Source organism: Halovenus marina (assembly GCF_051414115.1).
Lineage (GTDB): Archaea > Halobacteriota > Halobacteria > Halobacteriales > Haloarculaceae > Halovenus > Halovenus marina.
On record NZ_JBLKNZ010000001.1, the window covers coordinates 2,594,087 to 2,614,693 of the forward strand.

General features: G+C 62.1%; 27 protein-coding genes. 14 read left to right on the forward strand and 13 right to left on the reverse strand.

From position 1 onward, the window contains the following. The first annotated feature begins 19 nt into the window (after positions 1-19). From ACMGFL_RS13180 to ACMGFL_RS13190, 3 genes are all read left to right on the forward strand, one after another. A complete protein-coding gene (locus tag ACMGFL_RS13180) occupies positions 20-259 on the forward strand; it encodes a DUF5816 domain-containing protein (RefSeq protein WP_436935994.1) in 240 nt (79 codons plus the stop codon). 69 nt (positions 260-328) lie between these two features. Next, positions 329-628: a DUF7116 family protein gene (locus ACMGFL_RS13185; protein ID WP_436935995.1), complete on the forward strand. Its 300-nt coding sequence runs from the start codon at positions 329-331 to the stop codon at positions 626-628. Between the two features lie 91 nt (positions 629-719). Further along, positions 720-1,397 carry a LysE family transporter gene (locus ACMGFL_RS13190; protein ID WP_436935996.1) on the forward strand — a complete coding sequence of 226 codons (678 nt, stop codon included), beginning with the start codon at positions 720-722 and terminating at the stop codon, positions 1,395-1,397. A 4-nt stretch (positions 1,398-1,401) separates the two neighbouring features. Here ACMGFL_RS13190 and ACMGFL_RS13195 read toward each other — a convergent pair whose 3' ends face one another. Beyond that, on the reverse strand, positions 1,402-2,085 hold the full coding sequence (locus ACMGFL_RS13195) for an HD domain-containing protein (RefSeq protein ID WP_436935997.1): 684 nt from the start codon (positions 2,083-2,085) through the stop codon (positions 1,402-1,404). Positions 2,086-2,328: 243 nt separating this feature from the next. On the opposite strand from ACMGFL_RS13195, the gene ACMGFL_RS13200 reads away from it, so the two are divergent. Next, positions 2,329-3,054, forward strand: coding sequence for a GNAT family N-acetyltransferase (locus ACMGFL_RS13200; RefSeq protein WP_436935998.1), 726 nt, complete (start codon positions 2,329-2,331; stop codon positions 3,052-3,054). Positions 3,055-3,076: 22 nt separating this feature from the next. Here the strand turns inward: ACMGFL_RS13200 and ACMGFL_RS13205 are convergent, their stop codons facing one another. Next, the gene (locus ACMGFL_RS13205; RefSeq protein ID WP_436935999.1) at positions 3,077-3,973 is read right to left on the reverse strand and encodes a ZIP family metal transporter; all 897 of its coding nucleotides are present in this window, start codon (positions 3,971-3,973) and stop codon (positions 3,077-3,079) included. Between the two features lie 251 nt (positions 3,974-4,224). On the opposite strand from ACMGFL_RS13205, the gene ACMGFL_RS13210 reads away from it, so the two are divergent. After that, entirely contained in the window at positions 4,225-4,869 is a 645-nt protein-coding gene (locus tag ACMGFL_RS13210; protein WP_436936000.1) for a TMEM165/GDT1 family protein, read from the forward strand. Between the two features lie 194 nt (positions 4,870-5,063). Here ACMGFL_RS13210 and ACMGFL_RS13215 read toward each other — a convergent pair whose 3' ends face one another. The 6 genes from ACMGFL_RS13215 to ACMGFL_RS13240 all read right to left on the reverse strand — a co-directional run bounded on the left by ACMGFL_RS13215 (position 5,064) and on the right by ACMGFL_RS13240 (position 8,626). After that, positions 5,064-6,338, reverse strand: a complete 1,275-nt coding sequence (locus tag ACMGFL_RS13215; protein WP_436936001.1) for an LEA/WHy family protein — start codon at positions 6,336-6,338, stop codon at positions 5,064-5,066. Between the two features lie 79 nt (positions 6,339-6,417). Continuing rightward, the gene (locus ACMGFL_RS13220; RefSeq protein WP_436936002.1) at positions 6,418-7,170 is read right to left on the reverse strand and encodes a proteasome assembly chaperone family protein; all 753 of its coding nucleotides are present in this window, start codon (positions 7,168-7,170) and stop codon (positions 6,418-6,420) included. Positions 7,171-7,175: 5 nt separating this feature from the next. Continuing rightward, positions 7,176-7,358 (reverse strand): RNA-protein complex protein Nop10, encoded by a 183-nt coding sequence (locus tag ACMGFL_RS13225; protein ID WP_436936003.1) that lies wholly within the window; start codon positions 7,356-7,358, stop codon positions 7,176-7,178. Between the two features lie 16 nt (positions 7,359-7,374). Next, a complete protein-coding gene (locus ACMGFL_RS13230; protein WP_436936004.1) occupies positions 7,375-8,175 on the reverse strand; it encodes a translation initiation factor IF-2 subunit alpha in 801 nt (266 codons plus the stop codon). Next, entirely contained in the window at positions 8,172-8,345 is a 174-nt protein-coding gene (locus tag ACMGFL_RS13235; protein WP_436936005.1) for a 30S ribosomal protein S27e, read from the reverse strand. The genes ACMGFL_RS13230 and ACMGFL_RS13235 overlap by 4 nt, the downstream gene beginning before the upstream one ends. Positions 8,346-8,347: 2 nt before the next feature. Continuing rightward, complete coding sequence (locus tag ACMGFL_RS13240) at positions 8,348-8,626, reverse strand: 50S ribosomal protein L44e (protein WP_436936006.1); 279 nt, start codon at positions 8,624-8,626, stop codon at positions 8,348-8,350. Between the two features lie 192 nt (positions 8,627-8,818). On the opposite strand from ACMGFL_RS13240, the gene ACMGFL_RS13245 reads away from it, so the two are divergent. The 7 genes from ACMGFL_RS13245 (at position 8,819) to ACMGFL_RS13275 (ending at position 14,407) form a co-directional block, all read left to right on the forward strand. Continuing rightward, positions 8,819-9,010, forward strand: coding sequence for a hypothetical protein (locus tag ACMGFL_RS13245; protein ID WP_436936007.1), 192 nt, complete (start codon positions 8,819-8,821; stop codon positions 9,008-9,010). 116 nt (positions 9,011-9,126) lie between these two features. After that, positions 9,127-10,281: an ABC transporter ATP-binding protein gene (locus tag ACMGFL_RS13250; protein ID WP_436936008.1), complete on the forward strand. Its 1,155-nt coding sequence runs from the start codon at positions 9,127-9,129 to the stop codon at positions 10,279-10,281. Between the two features lie 126 nt (positions 10,282-10,407). Further along, positions 10,408-11,772 (forward strand): extracellular solute-binding protein, encoded by a 1,365-nt coding sequence (locus ACMGFL_RS13255; protein WP_436936009.1) that lies wholly within the window; start codon positions 10,408-10,410, stop codon positions 11,770-11,772. 82 nt (positions 11,773-11,854) lie between these two features. Continuing rightward, on the forward strand, positions 11,855-12,760 hold the full coding sequence (locus tag ACMGFL_RS13260; RefSeq protein WP_436936010.1) for a carbohydrate ABC transporter permease: 906 nt from the start codon (positions 11,855-11,857) through the stop codon (positions 12,758-12,760). 28 nt (positions 12,761-12,788) lie between these two features. Further along, complete coding sequence (locus ACMGFL_RS13265) at positions 12,789-13,682, forward strand: carbohydrate ABC transporter permease (protein ID WP_436936011.1); 894 nt, start codon at positions 12,789-12,791, stop codon at positions 13,680-13,682. Further along, positions 13,679-14,164, forward strand: coding sequence for a DUF6795 domain-containing protein (locus tag ACMGFL_RS13270; protein WP_436936012.1), 486 nt, complete (start codon positions 13,679-13,681; stop codon positions 14,162-14,164). The genes ACMGFL_RS13265 and ACMGFL_RS13270 overlap by 4 nt, the downstream gene beginning before the upstream one ends. A gap of 51 nt (positions 14,165-14,215) precedes the next feature. Next, a complete protein-coding gene (locus tag ACMGFL_RS13275; protein ID WP_436936013.1) occupies positions 14,216-14,407 on the forward strand; it encodes a hypothetical protein in 192 nt (63 codons plus the stop codon). 19 nt (positions 14,408-14,426) lie between these two features. Here the strand turns inward: ACMGFL_RS13275 and ACMGFL_RS13280 are convergent, their stop codons facing one another. From ACMGFL_RS13280 to ACMGFL_RS13295, 4 genes are all read right to left on the reverse strand, one after another. Then, positions 14,427-15,122: a LiaF transmembrane domain-containing protein gene (locus ACMGFL_RS13280; RefSeq protein WP_436936014.1), complete on the reverse strand. Its 696-nt coding sequence runs from the start codon at positions 15,120-15,122 to the stop codon at positions 14,427-14,429. A gap of 56 nt (positions 15,123-15,178) precedes the next feature. Then, positions 15,179-15,967, reverse strand: a complete 789-nt coding sequence (surE, locus tag ACMGFL_RS13285) for a 5'/3'-nucleotidase SurE (protein WP_436936015.1) — start codon at positions 15,965-15,967, stop codon at positions 15,179-15,181. Positions 15,968-16,051: 84 nt separating this feature from the next. Beyond that, a complete protein-coding gene (locus tag ACMGFL_RS13290; RefSeq protein WP_436936016.1) occupies positions 16,052-17,482 on the reverse strand; it encodes a DUF8157 domain-containing protein in 1,431 nt (476 codons plus the stop codon). Further along, positions 17,479-18,216: a prephenate dehydrogenase gene (locus ACMGFL_RS13295; RefSeq protein ID WP_436936017.1), complete on the reverse strand. Its 738-nt coding sequence runs from the start codon at positions 18,214-18,216 to the stop codon at positions 17,479-17,481. The genes ACMGFL_RS13290 and ACMGFL_RS13295 overlap by 4 nt, the downstream gene beginning before the upstream one ends. A 126-nt stretch (positions 18,217-18,342) precedes the next feature. On the opposite strand from ACMGFL_RS13295, the gene ACMGFL_RS13300 reads away from it, so the two are divergent. Then, positions 18,343-18,753, forward strand: a complete 411-nt coding sequence (locus tag ACMGFL_RS13300; RefSeq protein WP_436936018.1) for a hypothetical protein — start codon at positions 18,343-18,345, stop codon at positions 18,751-18,753. Positions 18,754-18,817: 64 nt separating this feature from the next. Here ACMGFL_RS13300 and ACMGFL_RS13305 read toward each other — a convergent pair whose 3' ends face one another. After that, a complete protein-coding gene (locus ACMGFL_RS13305) occupies positions 18,818-19,168 on the reverse strand; it encodes a helix-turn-helix transcriptional regulator (RefSeq protein ID WP_436936019.1) in 351 nt (116 codons plus the stop codon). 83 nt (positions 19,169-19,251) lie between these two features. On the opposite strand from ACMGFL_RS13305, the gene truD reads away from it, so the two are divergent. Further along, positions 19,252-20,577: a tRNA pseudouridine(13) synthase TruD gene (truD, locus tag ACMGFL_RS13310; RefSeq protein WP_436936020.1), complete on the forward strand. Its 1,326-nt coding sequence runs from the start codon at positions 19,252-19,254 to the stop codon at positions 20,575-20,577. Positions 20,578-20,607 lie beyond the last annotated feature (30 nt).

Here is a 20,607-nt window from a genome sequence, read left to right on the forward strand (position 1 = left end):
GGCCCGCCCAAGTGAATCTATGAGACAGATCACTGGGCCTGATGGCGCCACGCTGTACATCGACCGTCAGGAGGGCACGCGCGGGCAGAAAGGCCCCTTCTATGTCGTCTACACGGACGAACAGGCGAGCGAGCGCTGGGGGTTTTTCTGCACGAACTGCGAAACCGTTGACAACGCCGTCGACGCGATGGGTCGCATCCAGTGCAACCAGTGTAGCAACCGGACGAAAGCCGAGGAGTGGGACGCGGCCCACGAGTGAGCGCACGCTAGTATCCCTCATATTACACGTGAGTACGCTTATTACCGATGGCGGAATAGAGGGGACTGGATGGGAAGCGTTAGCACACAACTCGAACGCGAGGCCGAGTCGATATTCGACGAGTTGGGATACGCGGTGACGACAGACGAACAGGGCTTTCGAGCCGAGCGAAAGTGGCGCGTCGTGGAGGTTACGGCCATGCCCGAACCCGGGGAGGTGCCCGCCTCCGGTGGGATGCGCTGTTTTGTCACGTGGGCCGAACAGGTCGGCACGCTCGAACGGGAGATCCGACGGGCGAATCCCGGCTACGACTGGGCGATCATCGGCATCGACGACGAGGAGTACGTCGTGAGCCGACGTCCGACCTGACCGGGCTATCGGCTGCGTCGGGTTCGGTCGATTCGAGCGTGTCGTGGGTTCGTCCGGACAGTTTATCGGGCCGGGGTGGTCAAGGGTGGATATGGTCGTCCAGACAGTGACGACGATGCTCGCGGGCGCAGCCTTCGGGCTTGCGCTTGCGGCACCGCCCGGCCCGATGAACGCCATCATCGCCGAGGAGAGCGTCGTCCGGGGCTGGCGCGCCGGGTTCAGTGCCGGTCTCGGCGCGATGACCGCCGACCTGCTCTTTTTCGTGCTCGCGCTGGGCGGTGCCGTCACTGTCGTCGAACAGTACCCCGGAGTGCGGGCCGGGATGGTCACCGTCGGGGGCGTCCTGATGCTGTATTTCGCCCGCGAGACAGTCCGGAACGTGCAGGCGGTGCAAACGCCCGATCCGACCGAAACGGGACGGGGATTTCGCAAGGCGCTCGTGCTCGGACTGTCGAACCCGTATCAGATTCTCTTCTGGATAACGGTCGGCGCTGGGTTACTCACGCCGGGCGAACTCGACGTGTTCGCCGTGGTTCCGGTCCTCGGGGACCGACTCGCCGACATCGTGGTCGTCCAGACTGGAAGCGCCGCGTTAGTGGTCGGGCTGTTCGGCGGTATCGCCTGCTGGATCGTCGCGTTTCCCGCGCTGCTGGTCGCTGGCCGTCGTCGCACCGACGCCTTCGCACCGGCCGTCGCGGCACTCAGCGCAGTCGTCCTCGCCGGGTTCGGTGTCTGGTTTCTGGTCGACGGGCTCTCGACGCTCGGCTGACGGACTACTTGGGCCGTTCGTCGACCGCCGCCATCTCGGCGGTGAGCCACTCGCGGAACCACCGGACGCGTGTCAGTCGCCGGTGGGCGATGTCCTGAGCGGTCTGGCTGTGGACCCGTTCGCGTGCGTCCTGACCGCGTTCGATCACACGCTCGACCATCTCGGCGGTGTCGGTGTGCGTTCGCGACTCGTATCCCATCCGCAAGACCATGAGTGCCGCGCCGTGTGCGCCGACTTTGTCGAGGATGTCGGCTTCGATGAGCGAACGCGTTTCCCGCGTCAGATCACCGAGGTCACCCTGATACGAGTGGTCGCGGATCGCATCACACACGGAGTCGACGAAGGACTGCGGGTAGTCACAGTGGGTCGTCAGATACTCCCGCGCGATGCGAGCGCCCGCCTCGGCGTGAACGTCCTGTTCGACCTCGAGTTTGGCGATGTCGTGAAACAGCGCCGCGACGCGCGTGACGTCGACGTTCGCGCCCTCCTTGCGAGCGATCTCGACTGCGAGGTCGACGACGTTGCGGATGTGATTGAAGCGGTACTCGGCGGAGTGCCAGGGGTACCACCGCATGCGCCCGCCCTCGTCTTCGGTTTCGACGCTCGCGGTCAGATAGTCGTGGACGAACGCTTCCATCTCCGCAAATTCCTCGTCCGAGACTGGCGACTCGCGTATCTCAACACCCACACCACCACCTCCGAATGCGACGTACGTTGATCATCTTGCCGCTATCTAGAGCAGTTCGACTCTTTAGCGTTACGACAACTGTACGAACAGGTAACGACGGGCCACACCCAGTCTAAGAGTGTTCCTGCCGCACGGCGGTGAATCGCCCACAATCTGTGTCTGTTCGACGGCATTCCTGCGTGAATGTCCAAAAACACGTGACAGGCTGTAGACTTATCACAGTGCAACGTGCATACTAGCAGTATGGAGATTCGAGAACCGACCCTCCGGGACCGGCCCGCGATCAGAGACGTCGCACGGCGGTCGCTCCAGACGTCGTACCCGCTCGAACCGAAAGCGATCATCGGGGCCATCGAGGAGTGGTACGACGAGACGCGCCTCCGGGAGTTGATCGACGACGACGAGAAACTGCTGCTGGTCGTCGAGAAGGACGGACAGATGGTCGCCTTCTCGGATAGCATTCTCTCGGGTGAACAGACGGGAGAGGTTCTCTGGTTGCACGTCGACCCGGATTACCGGGGCGCAGACATCGGTGAGCAACTCTTCGAGGCGACCCGCGAGGAACTCGCAGACCGCGGCGCGACGAATCTGCAGGGGCGCGTCCTCGCTGAGAATCCGGACGGGAACGACTTCTACAGGGGGCAGGGGCTGACGAAAATCGGTGAGGAGTCCGTGACTATCGACGGGACGACCTACGTCGAGAACGTCTACGCCGACACCGGCGGGGAAGGGATCGAGGCGGTCGAAACTGACGAGGGGACGGTTTACGTGGACCACCAGAGCGCGGAGACGGGGTCGATCGCCCCCTTCCACGTCGTCTACACGGAGGACGGCGGTGGAGAGATATACGGCTACTGGTGTTCACGGTGTGACGTGTTCGCCAACGCGATGGACGCGATGGGCCGCATCCAGTGTGACGAGTGTGGCAACCAGCGGAGTCCGACCCGGTGGGACGCCGCGTATCTCTAGTGTCACAGGGCGGAAATGCAGATCACACGTACAGCAGGGGGATCATGAAGACGACGCCAGCCGTGAGTCCGAGCACGAGTTCCTGGCGGCCGCGGTTGGGGAGGTCAGCGCCGGTCGACAGTGCCTCTGGAATGAACTCCGTGAGGACGAGATACACCATCGCCCCGCCCGCAAAGCCGAAGCCAAAGGGGAGAAACGTCTCTGCCCATCTGACGAAGACGAAGGCGAGTACGGCACCGATTGGCTGGGGGAGACTGGAGAACACCGCCGCGCCGACCATCTGCCGGTTCGACAGCCCCATCGACCGCATCGGGATGGCGATGGCAGTCCCCTCGGGGACGTTGTGAATGGAGATAGCGATTGTCATAAACACCGCGAGCAGGGGCACCGAAAAGCCGAGCAACGAGAGTCCATTCTCCAGCCCGAGTTCGGCAAACGAGACGCCGACTGCGACTCCCTCGGGGAAGCTGTGAACGGTCAGAATGCCGAGAATGAGTACGAACGTCTTCACGTCCCCGTCCGCGAACACCTGCGCCTCGATCGGTTCGTGGTCGTGGTCAGAATCCCCGGCGCTGGGTTCGTCGTCCGCACCGACGTCCGTTCCGTCACCGTGGGTGTGTCCCGTTCCAACATCGACGGCGCTGAGCACTCTGTCGGACGCCTCGACCAGCACAACCCCTGCGAGCAGGCCACCGACGAGCAGGACGGGAACCCCATCATCGGAGTACGCTAGCCCCTCGTTGACCAGTCCAAACAGCGACGCCGAGACCATGATCCCCGACGCGATTCCCCAGAGCGCCACGTTCCAGCGGTCGCTGAAGTCGTCGACGAAAAAGAACGGGAGCGCACCGAGACCGGTCGCCAGCGCGGTGACAAGCCCGGCGAGAAAGACGAAGACGAGATTCCCGACAGCGTCCATATCTGCGGTTTTCACTGCTGAGCAAAGAAGATATTCAAACGGAGATCAACGGTAACCACGCCTGTAAACGCTGACGGCGACAGGGCCGGTCGTGACAGACCGTCTATCGATAGTCGATGCGAAGAGTCTACGTGTGAGTCCTGCGAAATACGGGTATCAGAATGGATTGCCTCAGACGAGTGTGGGCGCACGCGTCTGTCGCTGGCGAGAACCGACCCGCAGCGAAGCGTCGCCGTAATTGATCCCACACGATGAGTGGCTTTATCGATGTGGCGATCACCGCCTTCGTGCTCCAGTTGCTTGCACTCCCGGGCGAGAAGGGACAACTGATCATCGCGGGGCTCGCGACGAAGTACAACCCCTACATGGTCGTTGCGGGCGCGTCGACGGCGTTCGGGGGGTGGACGGTGCTCGAAATCCTGTTGGGCAACGCGCTCAAGGGCGCGCTCCCGGAGGTGTATCTCGACGCCATCACTGCCGGACTGTTTCTCACCTTCGGCGTCTGGATCCTGTATACGACCCCGAACGACCACACCCCGCCGGAGACTCCACCGGCCGACGGCGGCAGTCAGATAGTTCGCCGATTTCACGGGTCGGTCCCGGAACGGCTACACGGATTTCTGGCGGCGTTCTCGCTGATGGTCTTCGGCGAGTTCGGCGACAAGACGCAGATAATCACGATCGGGCTGGCGGCCCAGTACGGAGCAACTGCGGCGATCTGGGTCGGTGAAATACTCGCTATCGTCCCGGTCAGTCTGGTCACTGCGCTGTTCTTTCACAGGACTGCACATCGCCTCAATCAGGCGTGGTTTCACCGCCTCGCGGCGGCGCTGTTTTTCCTGTTTACGCTCGATATCGGCGCGAAATACGTGATCGGCGTCTCCCTGCTCCCCTGATCGGGGCTGTGTCGAGCAGCCGGTAGACTACACTCTGTGGATCCGACCCAGTCAAACAGACGCTGAACACGACGACGCTTTCGGTCCAGTACGCGCCCGCGAACCCGACAGCGGAGAACGCCTATCGGACACTGAACCTCTGGATCGACGTCGGAGAGTGACCTGTCGAGTTACAATTTGGAAGGAAAACAGCGTCAGAACGGAACGGGGAGGCGGCCGATCGACAGCAGTCCGTCGTCCTCGTCGTCTGATCCGCCGTCGATGATCCCGTCGTCGGGTGTCGGTGTTTCGTCTCCATCGGGTGTTGGCGTCGGCGTTGTGTCACTGTCATCAGGCGTCGGAGTCGCATCACCATCGTCGGTGCTGTCGTCAGTCGTTCCGTCGCTGCCGTCGGGTGTCGGTGTCGCATCACCGTCGGTGCCGTCGTCAGTCGTCCCGTCGCTGTCATCGGGCGTGGTCTCACCGTCTGATCCTGTACCGTCGTCAGTCCCATCGTCAGTTCCGTTGTCAGTGGCTGATTTCGTCCCGAAGATATCCGTCTCGATAGTGGTCTCGTAGTCGAGTTCGGGCGCGTCGATGCGGAACGGCTCCGCGTCGGTGATCCCGGTCGGATCCGGGTCGACGAGGATGTAAAAGTCGACGCGCAGGTCGGTGACCTCGTTCCGTTCGAGGTGAGACACCCACCACTCGTCGAGGTGTTGGTTCGCGATGACGGTCGACGCGTTGATCCGTTCGGACGCCCCGCCGGGGATGGTCGCCGATCGCTCGGTCGCCCCCTCACCGACCTGGATGTCGTTCATGTCGATTTCGTAGCCGACTTCGGTGATCGTGTACGGCCACGGCTTCGGGTTGTAGAAGTCAAATGCCATATCGAGCGGCGTCCGCTCGCGGGTCAGGTTCGATCCGTAGGTGCCCGTCGTCTCGTTGAGATAGAGCACGGGGTCCTCGACGAGCGGTTGGTTGACGTTGATCGGGCGCGGTTCCGTGCTGTTGAACGCGCTGAGGATGTCCGTCTGGATCTGTTTGTCCTGTTCGATCGAGATGGCGTTGCCACCCAGCAACCCGTGTGAGAGGTCCACGTCGATCGTGACGTTCGTCCGCTCGCCACGGTCGACGTGGGTGTACCACCACTCGGGAATCTGTTCGTTCTGCAGCAAGGTCTGGAGTTGGACTGTCGAGGTCCCCGGCCCGGCAGAGACGGCGTCCCGCTGTCCGTCGGCCATGTGAACGTCGTTCATCGCAATATCGTAGTCGAGGTCGACACCGCCGAACGTGATGTCGATCGGGTTGGGGTTTTTGACGGTGACGTTCGTCTCGACTGTTGTCGTCGTGTCGTTGACACCGGCGAACCGGTTTTCGACACCATCGACGGAGGGCGTGCCGAGAAATCCAAGCACGAATCCGAGAATGATGAGTCCGACCAGAGCGCCAATCGCGACTCCGGCGTACTTGACTCGCTTCGAGACCATTACGTAGTGACGATTCTCGCGCCCATTAAAGGATCTGGCCTGCACGCAAGCGACCGTTTGGCCTGCATTCAAGCGGTCTCTAGCCGATGTATCGAAGGTCTTCCTCGGAGGGAGCGGGCTGGCCCTGTTCCATCTCCTGAATCTTCCGGACGACGTCTTCCATCTCGTCAGCGCGGTCTTCGAGCGAGCTGAAATCCACCTCGAAGCCGAGCAGTTCCTGCAGGACTTCGAGCGTCGCCTGCGCGCTTTTCGGGTCGACGAGATAGCCGCTCGTCTCGCCCATCAGACAGGCCCCGGGCAGGTCGCGGCGCTCGCCCAGTCCGAGCAGGAGACCGCTGACGCCGACGATGCCCCCCGCCGGTTCGTCGCCGCGGAACTCGACGCCTGCGTCTTCGAGTTCCTCCCGCTGTGTGTCGGTGTTGACCGCGCCGACCACGTCGTACTCCTCGATGAGTTCCCCGGTCGGGACGCCACCGAGCGCGTACAGTTGTTCGGTGTCGAACGCCTCGGCGATGTCGAGGACCGTGTCCGTGAGTCCGTAGTGACCCGCGGTGTCCTGTGCCTGATGGTCGCCCGTCAACACGAGCAGGTCGGTGCCGTCCGCGTCGAGTGCGTGTATCTCGACGCAGGCCAACTGGGTCCGTCCCTCGTCGACGCTGACCTGCGGGGGGAGATGCGTCGAGTACACCCGCCTGATGAGTTCGCCGTCGAGTTCTTCGAGCAGGTGCTCTGCGGCGAGTTTGCCGACGTGCCCGACGCCCGGCAACCCCTCGACGAGTACCGGCGACTCGAGGTCGACTGTCGCGGTTTCTTCGATTTCGAAATCGTCCATACGGCCTATTGCCGGTTGCGGCGCTTAAGTGCGCGTCGATACTCGCCGTAGCGGTCGGTCGGCGAGAACGGGGCCGGTGCGCTGTTGACCGCCGGGCCGCCGCATTTCGGACAGGTTTCCCCGAGCGTGTACACCGGCCGGTCGTGGGCGCCCTCCCACCCTGCGCAGACGTGAATGGCTGATTTCATCGGGTCTCAAAAGAAGTTACTCGTCGTCTTCGCGCCGTTCGCGGTGGAACTCGGCGACGCCGTCGTGGTCGCGCACGACCGCAATCGCCCGGTCCGCGCTCGCTTCGAGTTGCGATTCGGCGGTCTTGTAGTCCGGCGCCTGCACCTCGATTCGGTACTCCGGCGCGCCGACGTAGGTGACTTCCAGATCGACCTCCTCTGGGACTTCGCCGTTTCCTTCCGCGGCCTGCAGCGCCTCCTTGATGACGTCGACGCCCGCACTCGACGGGCATTCGAGGTCGACGTAGCCGGTGACCTCGACGTATGGGACCGAGACGTTCTCGCGGGCCGTCTCGACGATGGCGGTGATATCCGACTCGTCGAGGTCGACGTCCGCGATCGCCTCCTCCCCGTGGATAGCCGCGTCCTCGAAGGCGTCGTAGAGCGTCGGGAACTCTGCGAGCAGGGCGTTTGCGACCACCGTGTAGGTTTCGTCGTCGATGTCCTCGCCGAAGGCCAGTTCCATCCAGTTGTCGGCCTTCTGCTCGTTTTTCCACTCCTGGATCTTCTCGGTGCGCTGGTGGTCGTTGACGTCCTTGAGCGACAGGTCGATCTGCTGGCTCTCCTCGTCGACGTCGAGCACCTTCGCGACGACCCGCTGGTCGACGTTGACGTGGTCGCGGACGTTCTTGATCCAGCCCGATGCGACCTCGCTGATGTGACAGAGGCCGCGCTTGTCCTCGTATTCGAGCAGGTCGACGAACACGCCGAAGTCCTCTATCTCGTCGATGCGACCGACGACGAGTTCGTTTGCTTCGGGCCAGCCGCTGTATTTCATCGCGCTTCCACAGTTTCGGTGACGTCGCCCTCGATGGCCGCCTCGCCGCCCGTCGGCCGGACGAGCGTGTGCCCACAGACGATACAGGACACCTCTGTGGCGGCCTTGCCGAAGACGACCTGTTCGTTCTCACAGTCCGGACAGCTGACGCGGTAGAAGCTTCCCGCCATGCTTACTCCTGGAACTCCAGTTTGCCCGCGCGCCAGCCCTCGCGCTGGTGTGCTTTGCCACACTCGCTGCAGCGGTAGGTGAGCTGGGTCTTCTTGGTCGGCTTGTCGCCACCGGGTACCTTCGAGAACTTGCCGTCGTTCCCGATGCCCGAGTTGCGCTTTCGCTGTCGATCGATCCACTTCATTCCGGTCTCGCGGCCGCGTCGAACTTTCTCGACTTCGTGCTCGAAGTGCTCGTTGCAGTGCGGACAGTACGTGTTCATGCGTCGTGGCATCTCCATAGATATCGACCTTGCGGCCAGATTGGACAGCGTCGTTTAAAACGCGTTCGGTCTCGGCTTTCACAGATGGAGTTTAGACACCAAGTCTGGGCGGTGGAACCGTCGAACGAATTGGCCCACGGCGTGATGCACCGGACGGCCCGGATCCGGCAGTCGGATACTTTTTTGAGACAGACTGCGTATCGACGGGTAATGGTCGAACGGCCAACGGTGGATCGGCTGGACCTAGTCGCGGTGCTCGCCGCAGTCTCGGCGCTCGTGTTCGCGTACGGGCTGGTCTCGGATGCCATCGTCCGCTACACCGCGTGGCTGCTCGTATTCACTATCTGGATGGCATGGTTCATTTACTTCGGCACGAAGTGGATGTACGATATCGAGGCATGAGCACGCTGTACGGAGTGATTCCTTCCGAGAGTGGGCAACATACAGGGCGAAAAGTGAAGACGCAGGATCATAATGATCAACCGGAATTTTATATGAGGTGAATTTCTACTGGATCTATGGGATCGCTACGGCTTTCGGACGTGACGAAGGTCTTCGACGGGCCGGAAGGAGAGATAGAGGCCGTAAAGGACGTTTCGATGGAAATCGAAGACGGCGAGTTCGTCGTCTTCGTCGGGCCGTCAGGGAGTGGCAAATCGACGCTGCTGCGCCTGATTGCAGGGCTCGAAACGATCACGGACGGGGAGTTATACCTCAACGACGAGGAGATCGGCCGCGAGAAGCCGAAGGACAGAGACCTCGCGATGGTCTTTCAGAACTACGCGCTGTATCCGCACCTGACTGCGCGCGGAAACATGTCCTTCGGCCTGAAGATGGCCGGAGAGTACAGCAAAGAGGAGATCGACAGTCGGGTCGAGGAGGCGGCAAACATTATGGAGATCGAGGACCTCCTCGAGAAGATGCCGAACGAACTCTCGGGCGGTCAGCAACAGCGCGTCGCGCTGGGACGGGCGATCGTTCGGGATCCGGAGGTGTTCCTGATGGACGAACCGCTCTCGAATCTGGACGCGAAGCTCAGAACGACGATGCGGACGGAACTCCAGCAGTTACAGTCACGGCTCGACGTGACGACGCTGTACGTCACCCACGACCAGACCGAGGCGATGACGATGGGCGACCGGATCGCTATCCTCCACGACGGGGAACTGCAGCAGATGGGGACGCCGCTCGAAACCTACTACGAGCCGACAAACGTCTTCGTCGCGGGGTTCATCGGAAGCCCGTCGATGAACTTCCTCACTGTCGACGTCGAAGCGGACGGGGACGAGATCACATTCAGTACGGGCGACTTCGAGTATCAGGCCAGAGAGTCCGTCGCAGCGCTCGGTGACCTTCCCGAGCGCGTCATCATGGGGATCCGGCCCGAGGACATCGAACTGCAAGATGAGCGCACTCGAGAGTCGATCGAGGTGACGGTCGACGTCGTCGAACCACTCGGGAGCAACCAGATGTTGTACTTCGAGCTTGGCGGCAAGACGTTCACCGCCGAAGTCGAGGGCTATCACCAGATCGCAGAGGGCAATCGCATCCTGCTTCGGTTCCCGGAACACCGGATGCACCTGTTCGATGCGGAGACGGAACAGGCGATCAAAAACCGGGAGGCGATCGAAGAGGACGAGGCTGCCGCGGAGGCTGTGGTCGTCGAGGACTGAGGGGCGCGTTTCGAGTACGTCGGTGAAGGCAAAGACTGGTAAGTCGCATGTCTAGAGAGACAATAATAATGATTGATTTCCGAGAAATGATAATATATATATCTCTCGGGTGCGGTGGTAGGTGGTATGGAACGGAGTGACATATCCAGACCGACTCGAAGACAGTATCTCGGCGCGTCCGGCGCCGCAATGCTTGCTGGACTTGCGGGCTGTCTCGGCGGCGGTGACGATGATGGGGATGGCAGCGGCGATGGAGACGACGGCGAGAGCGTGAACGTCGAACTCTACACGTGGAATCTCGGCTGGCTCGAAGACAGCATCACTGGCTGGCAGGACGACTTCGAGTCAGAGTTCGGTGACGAGTACACCGACCTGAGTACGTCGTGGGTGGACCGCGGACCATCGACTGCAGACATCCTCGCATTCTTCGAGGGACGGTTGCAGGCCGGTGACCCGCCGAACGTCTTCGACACGCAGACGACGGCCTTCGCCCGGTATGCGGAGGAAGGCCTGTTCGCAGATATCGAGGAACTCGACGACGACGGAGTGCTCGACCGGTTCAGCGACCCGTCGCTGGATCTGCTCCGATACGACGACACGCTCGTGCAGGTGCCGTTCTATCTGGACACGAGTTTCACCTGCTGTAACGCGGAACACTTCGACGAGGCAGGGATCGAACCGCCGACACTCGACAACCCGTGGGGAACGTTCGACTACCTCGACGCCGCCGAAGAGGTCGTCGACAACTCCGAGGCCGAGTTCGGCCTCACCCACATCCGGTTCGACTACAACTTCTGGCCGTACTGGCAGGCCGAGGGCGTCAACGTCGTCAACGAGGACGGCACGGAAGCCGCGTTCAACACAGACACGACCGTCGAAATCCTCGAACGGTTCCGGGAACTCACCCAGAACGGCTACATGCCGGAAGTCGCCTGGACTGGCGAATGGCAACCACCCGCGGAACAGTTCGGTACCCAGAACACCGGGATGTACTTCGGGTCCGGATCCGCGCTTCGACTCGTCCGCAGCGTCTTCGGTGACGACTGGGTCAACGAGGACACCGTCTACATCGGCCCACCGCCAGAAGGCGGCGAGATGTACATGTCCTATCACGGGTTCGGTATCGTCGAGACGGACGGCATCTCCGACACGACGCTCGACGCGTCCTTCGACTTCACGAGCGTTGCAACCAACCAGGAGTGGCAGGAGAACTTCCTCCGCTCGACGACGGTGCTCGTTCCGAATCAGGACGCAGTCGAAGCGGTGCGAAACGACGAGGAGTTCGCGAACAACAACCCGCTGTTGATGCAGTTGTACGACCAGTTCACGGCGCTCGAAGAGGACTTCGCCCGGCCGCCGACGATTCCCGCAAGCCCGACAATTGCATCGATCCTCGACACCGAATTCTCTGCGGCGGCGCTCGGTGAGAAAAGCGCACAACAGGCCGTCGACGACGCAGAGAGTCAGGTCAACAGCGAACTGAGTTCATAAACGGTCTCGCCCGTAGTGGGCGACTTACAGTGCCAGAATGTCTGCTACAAGGAAGCTTCGATACCCGTCGACGTGGCTGGCTGTGTATCGTAGAGAGTACTATCTGACGAAGAAACAACGCAACACGCTTGTCGCGTGGGTCATGCTCTCGCCAGTGTTGCTCTGGCTGGTCGCGTACAAGTACATCGCGTTGCTGTACAACATCTTCCTCTCGTTCGGGGACCGGAGTTTCACGGGCGAGATCACCATCGTCGGACTCGACCACTGGGAACAGATCTACCGGGAGTTTCTCAACCAGGGGATCTTCTGGGAAGTGTTCTGGAACACCATCATCCTCTTTTTGACGATCCCAGCCGGGATCGCCGTCGCGTTAGGACTGGCGGTGCTTCTCAACCAGAAGTTCCCGGGACGGAACCTCTACCGGGCGGTGTTTTTCCTCCCGTACATCACGATGACCGTCGCGGTCGCAGTCATCTGGGAGTACATGTTCAATACCGAGGCAGGGGTAATAAACGAGTTCCTGCTCTCGATTGGGATCATCAACGAGGGGATTAGCTGGCTCGGAGACGGAACGTGGGCGATGGTGTCGCTGTTTACCGTGCAGGTCTGGAAGACGACCGGCTTTTTCCTGATCATCCTGCTTGCTGGGCTCCAGACGATCCCGGAGCAAGTCTACGAGGTCGCGCGGATCGACGGAGCCAGCCGGTGGCAGCGATTCCGTCACATCACGCTCCCGCTGTTGCGCCCGACCATCGGGGTCTGTGCGCTCGTGGGGCTGGTCGTCTCTTTCCGCCTGTTCGATCTCGTGTTCGTGATGACCGGCGGCGGCCCCGCACAGTCCACTGAGATCCTCCTCACGTGGATCTACAAACAGTCGTTCAACCGCAGTAACTTCGGATACGGCGCTGCGATGAGTGTCGTGATGGTCGCGCTGACGCTGATCGTCGCCGGGATCGGAATCAAACTCCAGCAGGAGAACTACTCATGACTGATAGAAACGCGACAGGAGGGCAGCGATGACGGGCATCAACGAGTACGTTCAGAAGGGAGACCCGCGGCGGCTGAAACGCTCGCTCCAGAAAAAGCGGACGAGCGAACTGCTGTACAAGGGCGGTCTGTTCGTGTTCACGACGATACTCGCGTTCATCTTCATCTTCCCGTTTTACTGGCTGATCCGTATCGCGGGCGTCTGGCCGACCGGCGCCGTACTCGGTGAAGCGCCGAGTCTCATCATCGACGACCTGAGCCCGTACAACTTCGCCCGGGTGATAGCCGAGGTCGACCTGGCGCAGTACACGATGAACAGCGTGATCGTCTCAGCGATGGCGATCGTCACACAGTTACTCGTCTGTTCGCTGGCCGCATACGCGCTGACGAAGGCCTTCATCGGGAAGAAGTACGTGATGGCGTTCATCGTAACGGCGATGGTGATCCCGTTCGAGACCATCTTCCTGACCGACTTCCTGATCACGTGGGAACTCGGCCTGATCGACACCTACACCGGACTGGTGATCGTGGTCGCAGTCAGCATCGTCAACATCCTCATCCTGCACGACGCGTTCTCGCAGGTGCCGACAGCGCTGGCTGACGCGGCCCGGATGGACGGAGCCTCGGAGCTGTACATCCTCTTTGGGATCTACTGGCCAATCTCGAAGCCAGCACTTGCGACCGTGACGATTCTGACTGGTGTGTTCTCGTGGAACATGTACCTCTGGCCGCTACTGGTAGTGCAAAGCGACGGGCTTCGGACGCTTCCGCTCGCGCTCGTCGAACTCAGCGGTGGCTTCGCGAGCACGCCAGCGATGCAGTACGCGTTCACGTTCCTCGCGTTGCTCCCCTTGCTCATCGTCTTCCTCCTGCTCCAGAAGTACTTCATCAGAAGCGTCGCACGGAGTTCACTCAAATCATGAGCGACAACAGACTCATCAACTGGCTCAGATCGAAAATCGGGGTGCCCGACCTGGTGAAGCTGCTCTTCGAGGTCGTCACCTGGCGAAAGCTCCTGTTCAACCGGATCACGGTCGTGTTTGTCGTCATCCTGGTCGTCCTCTCGGGTGGCGTCTGGTACGTCTCTGCGAACTCGACCGGCGTCGTCGAAGGGGAGGTGGTGACCGAGGACGGACAGCCGGTCGCAAACGCCGATATCACGCTCCGAACGCTCTCCTTTGGCGCAGTCAGCCAGACCATCTCGACCACGACCGACAGTGAGGGGCGATTCCGCTTCGACGAGGAAGTGGTAACCAACGCCAACAGTAACGTCGATCTAGACTCGGTGATGGAGTTCCGTCTCATCGTCGAACAAGACGGCGAAGAGATCGCACGAAAGCACATGCATCAACTCTTCCAGGGACAGCACCGCAACGTCGAAATCGTCGTTTCGAGCGGAGAGTAGGGGCGTTCCGTGTCAGCACGCATTTATTCCCGTATTGTCTACCCCCAGGAAATGGCACGTCCACCGGTAGACCGCTACGACCTGGCTGTACTGACGGTCTCGATTCTCATTCTCGCGGTGGTGTACGCGCCGCCGATAACGTCGCACATCGTGCGGGTCGCTGGCTGGCTCACTGTGGCCACTATCTACGTCGGCTGGATGGGGTTTTTCATCTGGAAGTGGGTGTTCGACGTGGAACTGTAGCCGCTACCGGACGACAGCGTCAGTCGGTGACGGCGACGCCGCCAAAGGCGGCGAATCCGGTGACGACCAGATCGATGTCGTCGTGCTGTTCCTCACGACGGGGTCGGTCATCCGAAGCCCCGCCCAGTATCGGCAGCACGTCCATCTGAACGTTCCACTCGCGTGGGACGATGATCTCGACCCCGCCGAACATCGCGACGGCGTTGATCTCTGCGGGCGGGTCTGTCACGTCAGCGTCCCGGAGGTCGAGTTCCGTCCCGCCGAATATCGCGGTCAGGTCGGCACCCGTGAACTGTTTCGAGCGGTTTTGCTTCTCGACCCCGCCGAAGGCGGCAAACGCGGACGTGAACGTCTGCTCGGTATCGCGGACGCGTGACCGAGAACGCATCTGCCCGAGGACGACGGAGAGACCGAAGGCGACCAGAAGTAGCGGCCAGAGCTGTGCGACCTCATCGGCGGTCGCGTAATCGAGCGCGACGAGTTGCCACGCGCCCGCGACACCGATCAACAGGACCGGCCCGACGAGATTCCGGAACCGGCTCTGTATCAGCGCCCAGAGACCGACGACGACGAACAGCGACGGCGCATACACGAGCAGGTCCTCGGTCGGGAGCATTCCGGTCGTATCGAGCAACAGCAGTACGCCGATAGCGATGATCAGAACGCCAAACAGCAGTTGGCTCGTGAGAACGCGTCGAGGGGACTGTGTGGCCATACGATCACTTCGAGGAAGAAGCAATTAAAGATATGCCAGCTACGAAGCCGACAGTATCACTCGTCGGGATACGTGTCCGCGAGCGCGTCGAGCGCACGGTGGTGTTCGGTGGTGTGAGGAGCGGTGAGCGGCGAGACGCTCACGTGTCCGTCAAGGATGGCACGACGGTCGGTCCCCTCCGCGTCCGGGATGTCGCCGTTTGCCATCAGTTCCCAGATGGCGTCGTTGAGTTCGACCGTGGTACCAGACCGACTGGCGTCCATCCGGTAGACCTCGGAGGGGCGCGTGACTGTGAGTTTCCCCGTCGCTCGGTCCGCAACCGGGGCGTTGAGATTCAGGTAATCGGCTACCTCGAATACGCCAACGTCGAGGGTGTGCTCGACGAGATATTTCGTCGCCCGGACCGCCTCGGCGTACTGGTCGTCCGGAACGGACAGGGCATCGCCGGTCGCGTACTCGTCGACGGGGATGTACATCGAGACGGCGATGGCCGGAACGTCGAGCAACGCGGCCTCGACGGCGGCGCTGACCGTACCGGAGCGCCCGAGCGTCGCCGCACCGAGATTCGCGCCGCGGTTGCAGCCAGCGACGACCAGGTCGATGTCGGGACACAGCGATGAGACGCCAGCGATCACGCTGTCGGCTGGCGTGCCCTCGATGACGTAGCCGAGTTCGTGGTCGCGAACAGAGACAGTGTTCGAGACGGTCCGCCCGACGGCGCTCTGGTCCTCGGCGGGCGCGACGACCGTGACCGTTCCGACCGTCGACAGCGCGTCGTAGACGGCGTGCAACCCAGCGGCGTCGATGCCGTCGTCGTTGGTCAGAAGGATCGAAGGCTCGTCCATAGACACTGTGAGTGGAGTCGACGCTTCAAGCTGGCGCTCTCAGACACAGTCGTGCACCAGCGCATCGATCTCACCCCACCGGTTTCACACCGGAATTCGGTCGACGACAGTCTCGCCGTCGACGACCAGATTGTACGCCGCCTCGTCGTCGTTGTACAGAAGCAGGACGTTCTCGAAGGCGAGCAGGTCACCGTATCCGGCCTCGCGCAGGTCGCGATTGAGCGCCGATTCCTTCGTGCAAACGGCGAAGTGGTCCCGGCGTTCGCTCCCGTCGCCGACCAGAAACAGGGGGTTGCCGCCGTCGGAGAGGTCGTGACTCAGTTTGACTGCGACACAGTCGATTCGCTCGGTGACCCGCTCGTCGGAACTCGCAAACATCGCATATCGATCGCGCGTGGGCGTGAAGTCGATTGCCACGCGGTCGTCCGCCCGGAGCAGTGAGTAGGCGTACTGCACGTCGACGTTGACGAACTCGCCGTCGCCGGGTTCTCGGTCGGCCTGCGCGTCGTCGTCGCGTCTGCCCTCGTCGAGTCGGCGCTGGAAGTCAGGTACCACGAGGTCGGGCTTGCGGTCGAACGACCAGCACTCGCTTTCGGGGCGATGGTTCGGCCACAGTCGAACCGTCGGCGCGTACACCGTCGCGCCAGCGTCGTGCTCCACGCGCCGTTCGACCGTCCGCAGATGGGTCGCAGTCTGTCGATCCGCTGGCGCGAGTGCGAGGACTGTGCCTGCTGGGTCGAGCGACTCGAACAGGTCAGCGAGTACGGCGGATGGCTCGTCGAGTTCCGAGAGGACGTTCGCACAGAGGATCAGGTCGTAGCTCCCCTCCGGTTCGAAGGTCTCGATGGTCGTCTCGTGAACGTGTGTGTGGACGTTCCGGCCGGTGGTTTCGAGCAGGGGGTTCAGGACGGAGACAGCGTCGCTTGGCTCGACGGCGTGATACTCGACGAGCGCGTCGTCAGGGACGAAGGCGTCGAGTCCGAGCGCTGGCCCGCCGACGCCAGCGCCGACATCAAGCACTCGGAGGTCCGAGGGGAGCAACGCCGCGTCGGCAAGTTCCGCCAGCACGTACTGCGTGGCCGCGAAGTACGACGGCAGATGATAGATAGCGTATCCAAGCGCCGTCTCCACGTCGTAGGTGACCGTCTCACCGCGGAGATACCGGTGCTTGAAATCGCGAACGAGCGACCGGAGTCGGTCCCCCGAAGTATCGTGGGGCCACTCCGGGCCGAACGTCTCGACGAGTCTGTCGTCGAGAACCGACGTCACTATCTCGGGCACCCGCTCGACACCGTGGAAGTCGGGCGTGAGTGGCGACTCGGAGACCGGTTCGAAGGCCCCGTCGGGGCGCTCGACCAGTCCGAGGTCGGTCGCACTCTCTCTGAGCACCTGCCTGACCGCTGCCGGGTGTGGCTGTCCCTCGACGTACTCGTAGACCTCCTCGGGGTCTACCGGGCGGACCTCGCGGAGATACTTGGCGGTATCACGTATCCGGGTGCGCTGGTCTGCGTTCATCTGTCACCGGCGCGCTCGTAGAGTCGTTTGAAGCCCTCCTCGTCCGTCTCGGCGATCTGTCTGGCCGCATCGGCGACCGACTCGGCACCGTCGAAGGCGGCCTGAATGTCAGCGTACACCCTGGCGTCCCCATCAGTCACCTGGTCAGCGAGTGCTGTCAGTTCGGCCGAGATGGGGGTGTGATATCGGTCGGGAACGTTCTCGGCGGCGAGTGCGAACGCGAGGACGGCCGCGTGGGTTCGGGCCTGTACGGTCTCCATCGCCTCGTCGTGTGTCGCGGCGTCCGTCTCGAAGACGGTGTTATCGCGGGCGACCAACTGGTCACAGACGCGGTCGGTGAGTGGGCCTGCGCTGTCGACGACCACCGGGATGTTGCCCGGTTCGTTTTCGGGTGCAAAGAGCGGATGCAGGCTGGCGCGTTCGAGGTCAGCGGCGTGTGCTCGCATCGCCTCGACGGGGTCGGTCATCGTCCCGGTCAGGTCGACGATGGCCTGTCGTGCGCTGTCGGCGTACGTCTCGATTGCCGTCGGTGCCGTCGGGATCGGAACGGCGATGACGACGAGATCGAACGTTTCGTCGACGGAGGTTTCGACGGCGTTCCCGCCGACGGCATCGGCGGCCTCGCGTGCGACGACTGTGTCGGCATCGAGAAAGGAGATCGAACTGTCGAGGTCCACGAGTACCTCACCGAACCAGCGGCCCATCGCCCCGGAACCGACCACGAGCGCGTTCATCACTCGGGAATTCTCGGGGCGAAACTAAAGGGGTTCGGTCGCCGCGCCGTCCGCTGACGGTTCGTGGACGCTGCTGTGGTTTTGTCGGGACGGAACGCTTTTCCGGCAAGCACAAAAAGCGAACATATGGCAGACGAACCTGAGGAAAACGACGATTCGGCAGACCCAGAAAGTGAACCGACAGAGTCCGAAGGAGACAGCGAGGAAAAATCCTTCCGAGAGCGCGTCGAGGAGATTCGACAGAAGCGCGCAGAGGAAGGCGACGAAGAAGGTGGCCGCGAACCACCCGAAGAGATGATGGGTGGCGGCGGCCCCGGCGGCATGGGCGGCGGCAACCCCTTCGCACAGATGATGGGCGGCATGATGGGCGGCGGTGGCGGCCCCGGCGGCATGGGCGGCGGTCCCGGTGGCAGAGGCGGCCCCGGCGGATCGGAAGGCGACAGCGAGGAACTCGTCCGTGAGATCCAGAAACTCCGTGACGAAGTCCACGACGTGCGGCGATCGCTCGACCGAATCGCCGAGGCACTGGAAGACTGAAACGATTGGCGGCGCGAACGGAGCTGTATTGCGCGACCGACGGACGCGAAAATTGGCGGCTCGATTACTCCTCGTAGGCCAGATTCATCACGAACTGCGAGAAGGCGTCGCTCTGGGGGTCGATTTCCTCGTCACCGACAAAGGGCGAGAGCATATCACCAGCCATGAGCAAGGAGAAGTCGAGATCCGCTGCCGTTGGCGACAGATAGTACGTGTTGTGTCCGTTGTAGACCGTCTCGTCTCGGTCGATGAGCCCCTTCTCGGAGAGGGAATCGACGATTCGGCTCCCCTTTCTCGACGACACGTCGAGTTCCTTCCAGAAATCGCTCTGATGGATCCCACCGGACTCCCGGACGAGTTCGAGTCCGCGGCGTTCGTCCTCCGAGAGGTCCTCCTCGGACGGCGTTGTACTCATATCGATCCATACGGCGATCACGCGTTTAAGAATGGCGGTCGGTGCCGATTTATGTCGGCGGGTCAGACCACGGGATAGTTGCGATGCGAGACGCCCATCCAGTCGAACGATCGGTCGGCATCCGACAGTACGTGAGCGACGCCGACGGCACCAGCGGCCGACTCAGAGCGACGCCCGAAGATTTCCGGGTCCGGGAACTCGAACAATTCGAGACTGCTCCCGTCGACGCCAACTCGGACGCCTACCCGCATCTTGTCGTCCGAGTCACGCTCCGGAGTTGGGACACGAACGACTTCGCCGGATCGGTCTCCGATCGACTCGGCATCTCCCGCGAGCGCGTCTCCTGGGCCGGGACGAAGGACAAGCACGCGGTGACCACGCAATTGTTTACCTTCGACGGAATCAATCCCGAGGAAGTGCCTGACATCTCAGACGCAACTATCGAAGTCGTCGGGCGAGCAGGGCGGCCGATCCTGTTCGGTGATCTTGCCGGGAACGCCTTCGAGATCGTCATTCGTGACGCCGACCGGCCAGAGCAGGCAGCGCCGATAGCCGAACAACTCCGTGACTTCGCCGGAGGGAACGACGACGCGATTGCGGTTCCGAACTACTTTGGACAGCAGCGGTTCGGGAGCCATCGCCCGGTGACACACGAAGTCGGACTGGCGATCGTCCGTGGCGACTGGGAGCAGGCAGTTCTCACCTACGTAGGAAATCCATCTGAACGCGAACCAGAGCGAACCCGTCAGGAACGCGCATTCGTCGACCGAACCCACGATTGGGCGGAAGCACTCGAACGGTTTCCGCGGCATCTCGGCTACGAGCGGGCGATGCTACATCGTCTCGTCGAAGGCGACGAGACGGAAGCCGATTTCCAGGCGGCGCTGGAGACGGTTCCGACGAATCTCCAGCAACTGTTTGTCAACGCCGCGCAGTCCTATCTGTTCAACCGAATCGTCTCGGCGCGGTTAGAGCGGGGACTGCCCTTCGACCGACCGGTTGCCGGGGACGTGGTCTGCTTTGCCGACAGCGACGCACCTGCCGATCTGGTCGTGCCTGACCAGTCACGAACGCAGCGCGTCGACAAGGATCGAATCGCGTCGGTCACGCGCCACTGCGAGCGCGGGCGCGCGTTTGTGACCGCGCCGCTGGTCGGAACGGAGACTGAACTGGCCGACGGGAAGCCTGGCGAAATCGAACGCGAGGTGCTGGACGCAGTAGGTGTCGAACCGGACGATTTCTCGCTTCCTGGTGAATTCGACTCCAGTGGCACCCGTCGGGCGGTCGCTATCAGGACCGATCTCGGACTGGAGACGGATCCGCTGACGCTCTCGTTCAGTCTACCCCGCGGGTCCTACGCCACGGTCGTCCTGCGGGAGTTTCTGAAGGCTGATCCGGCGGATCTGTAGAACGCCGAACTTATCGACGCTGACGCGAAA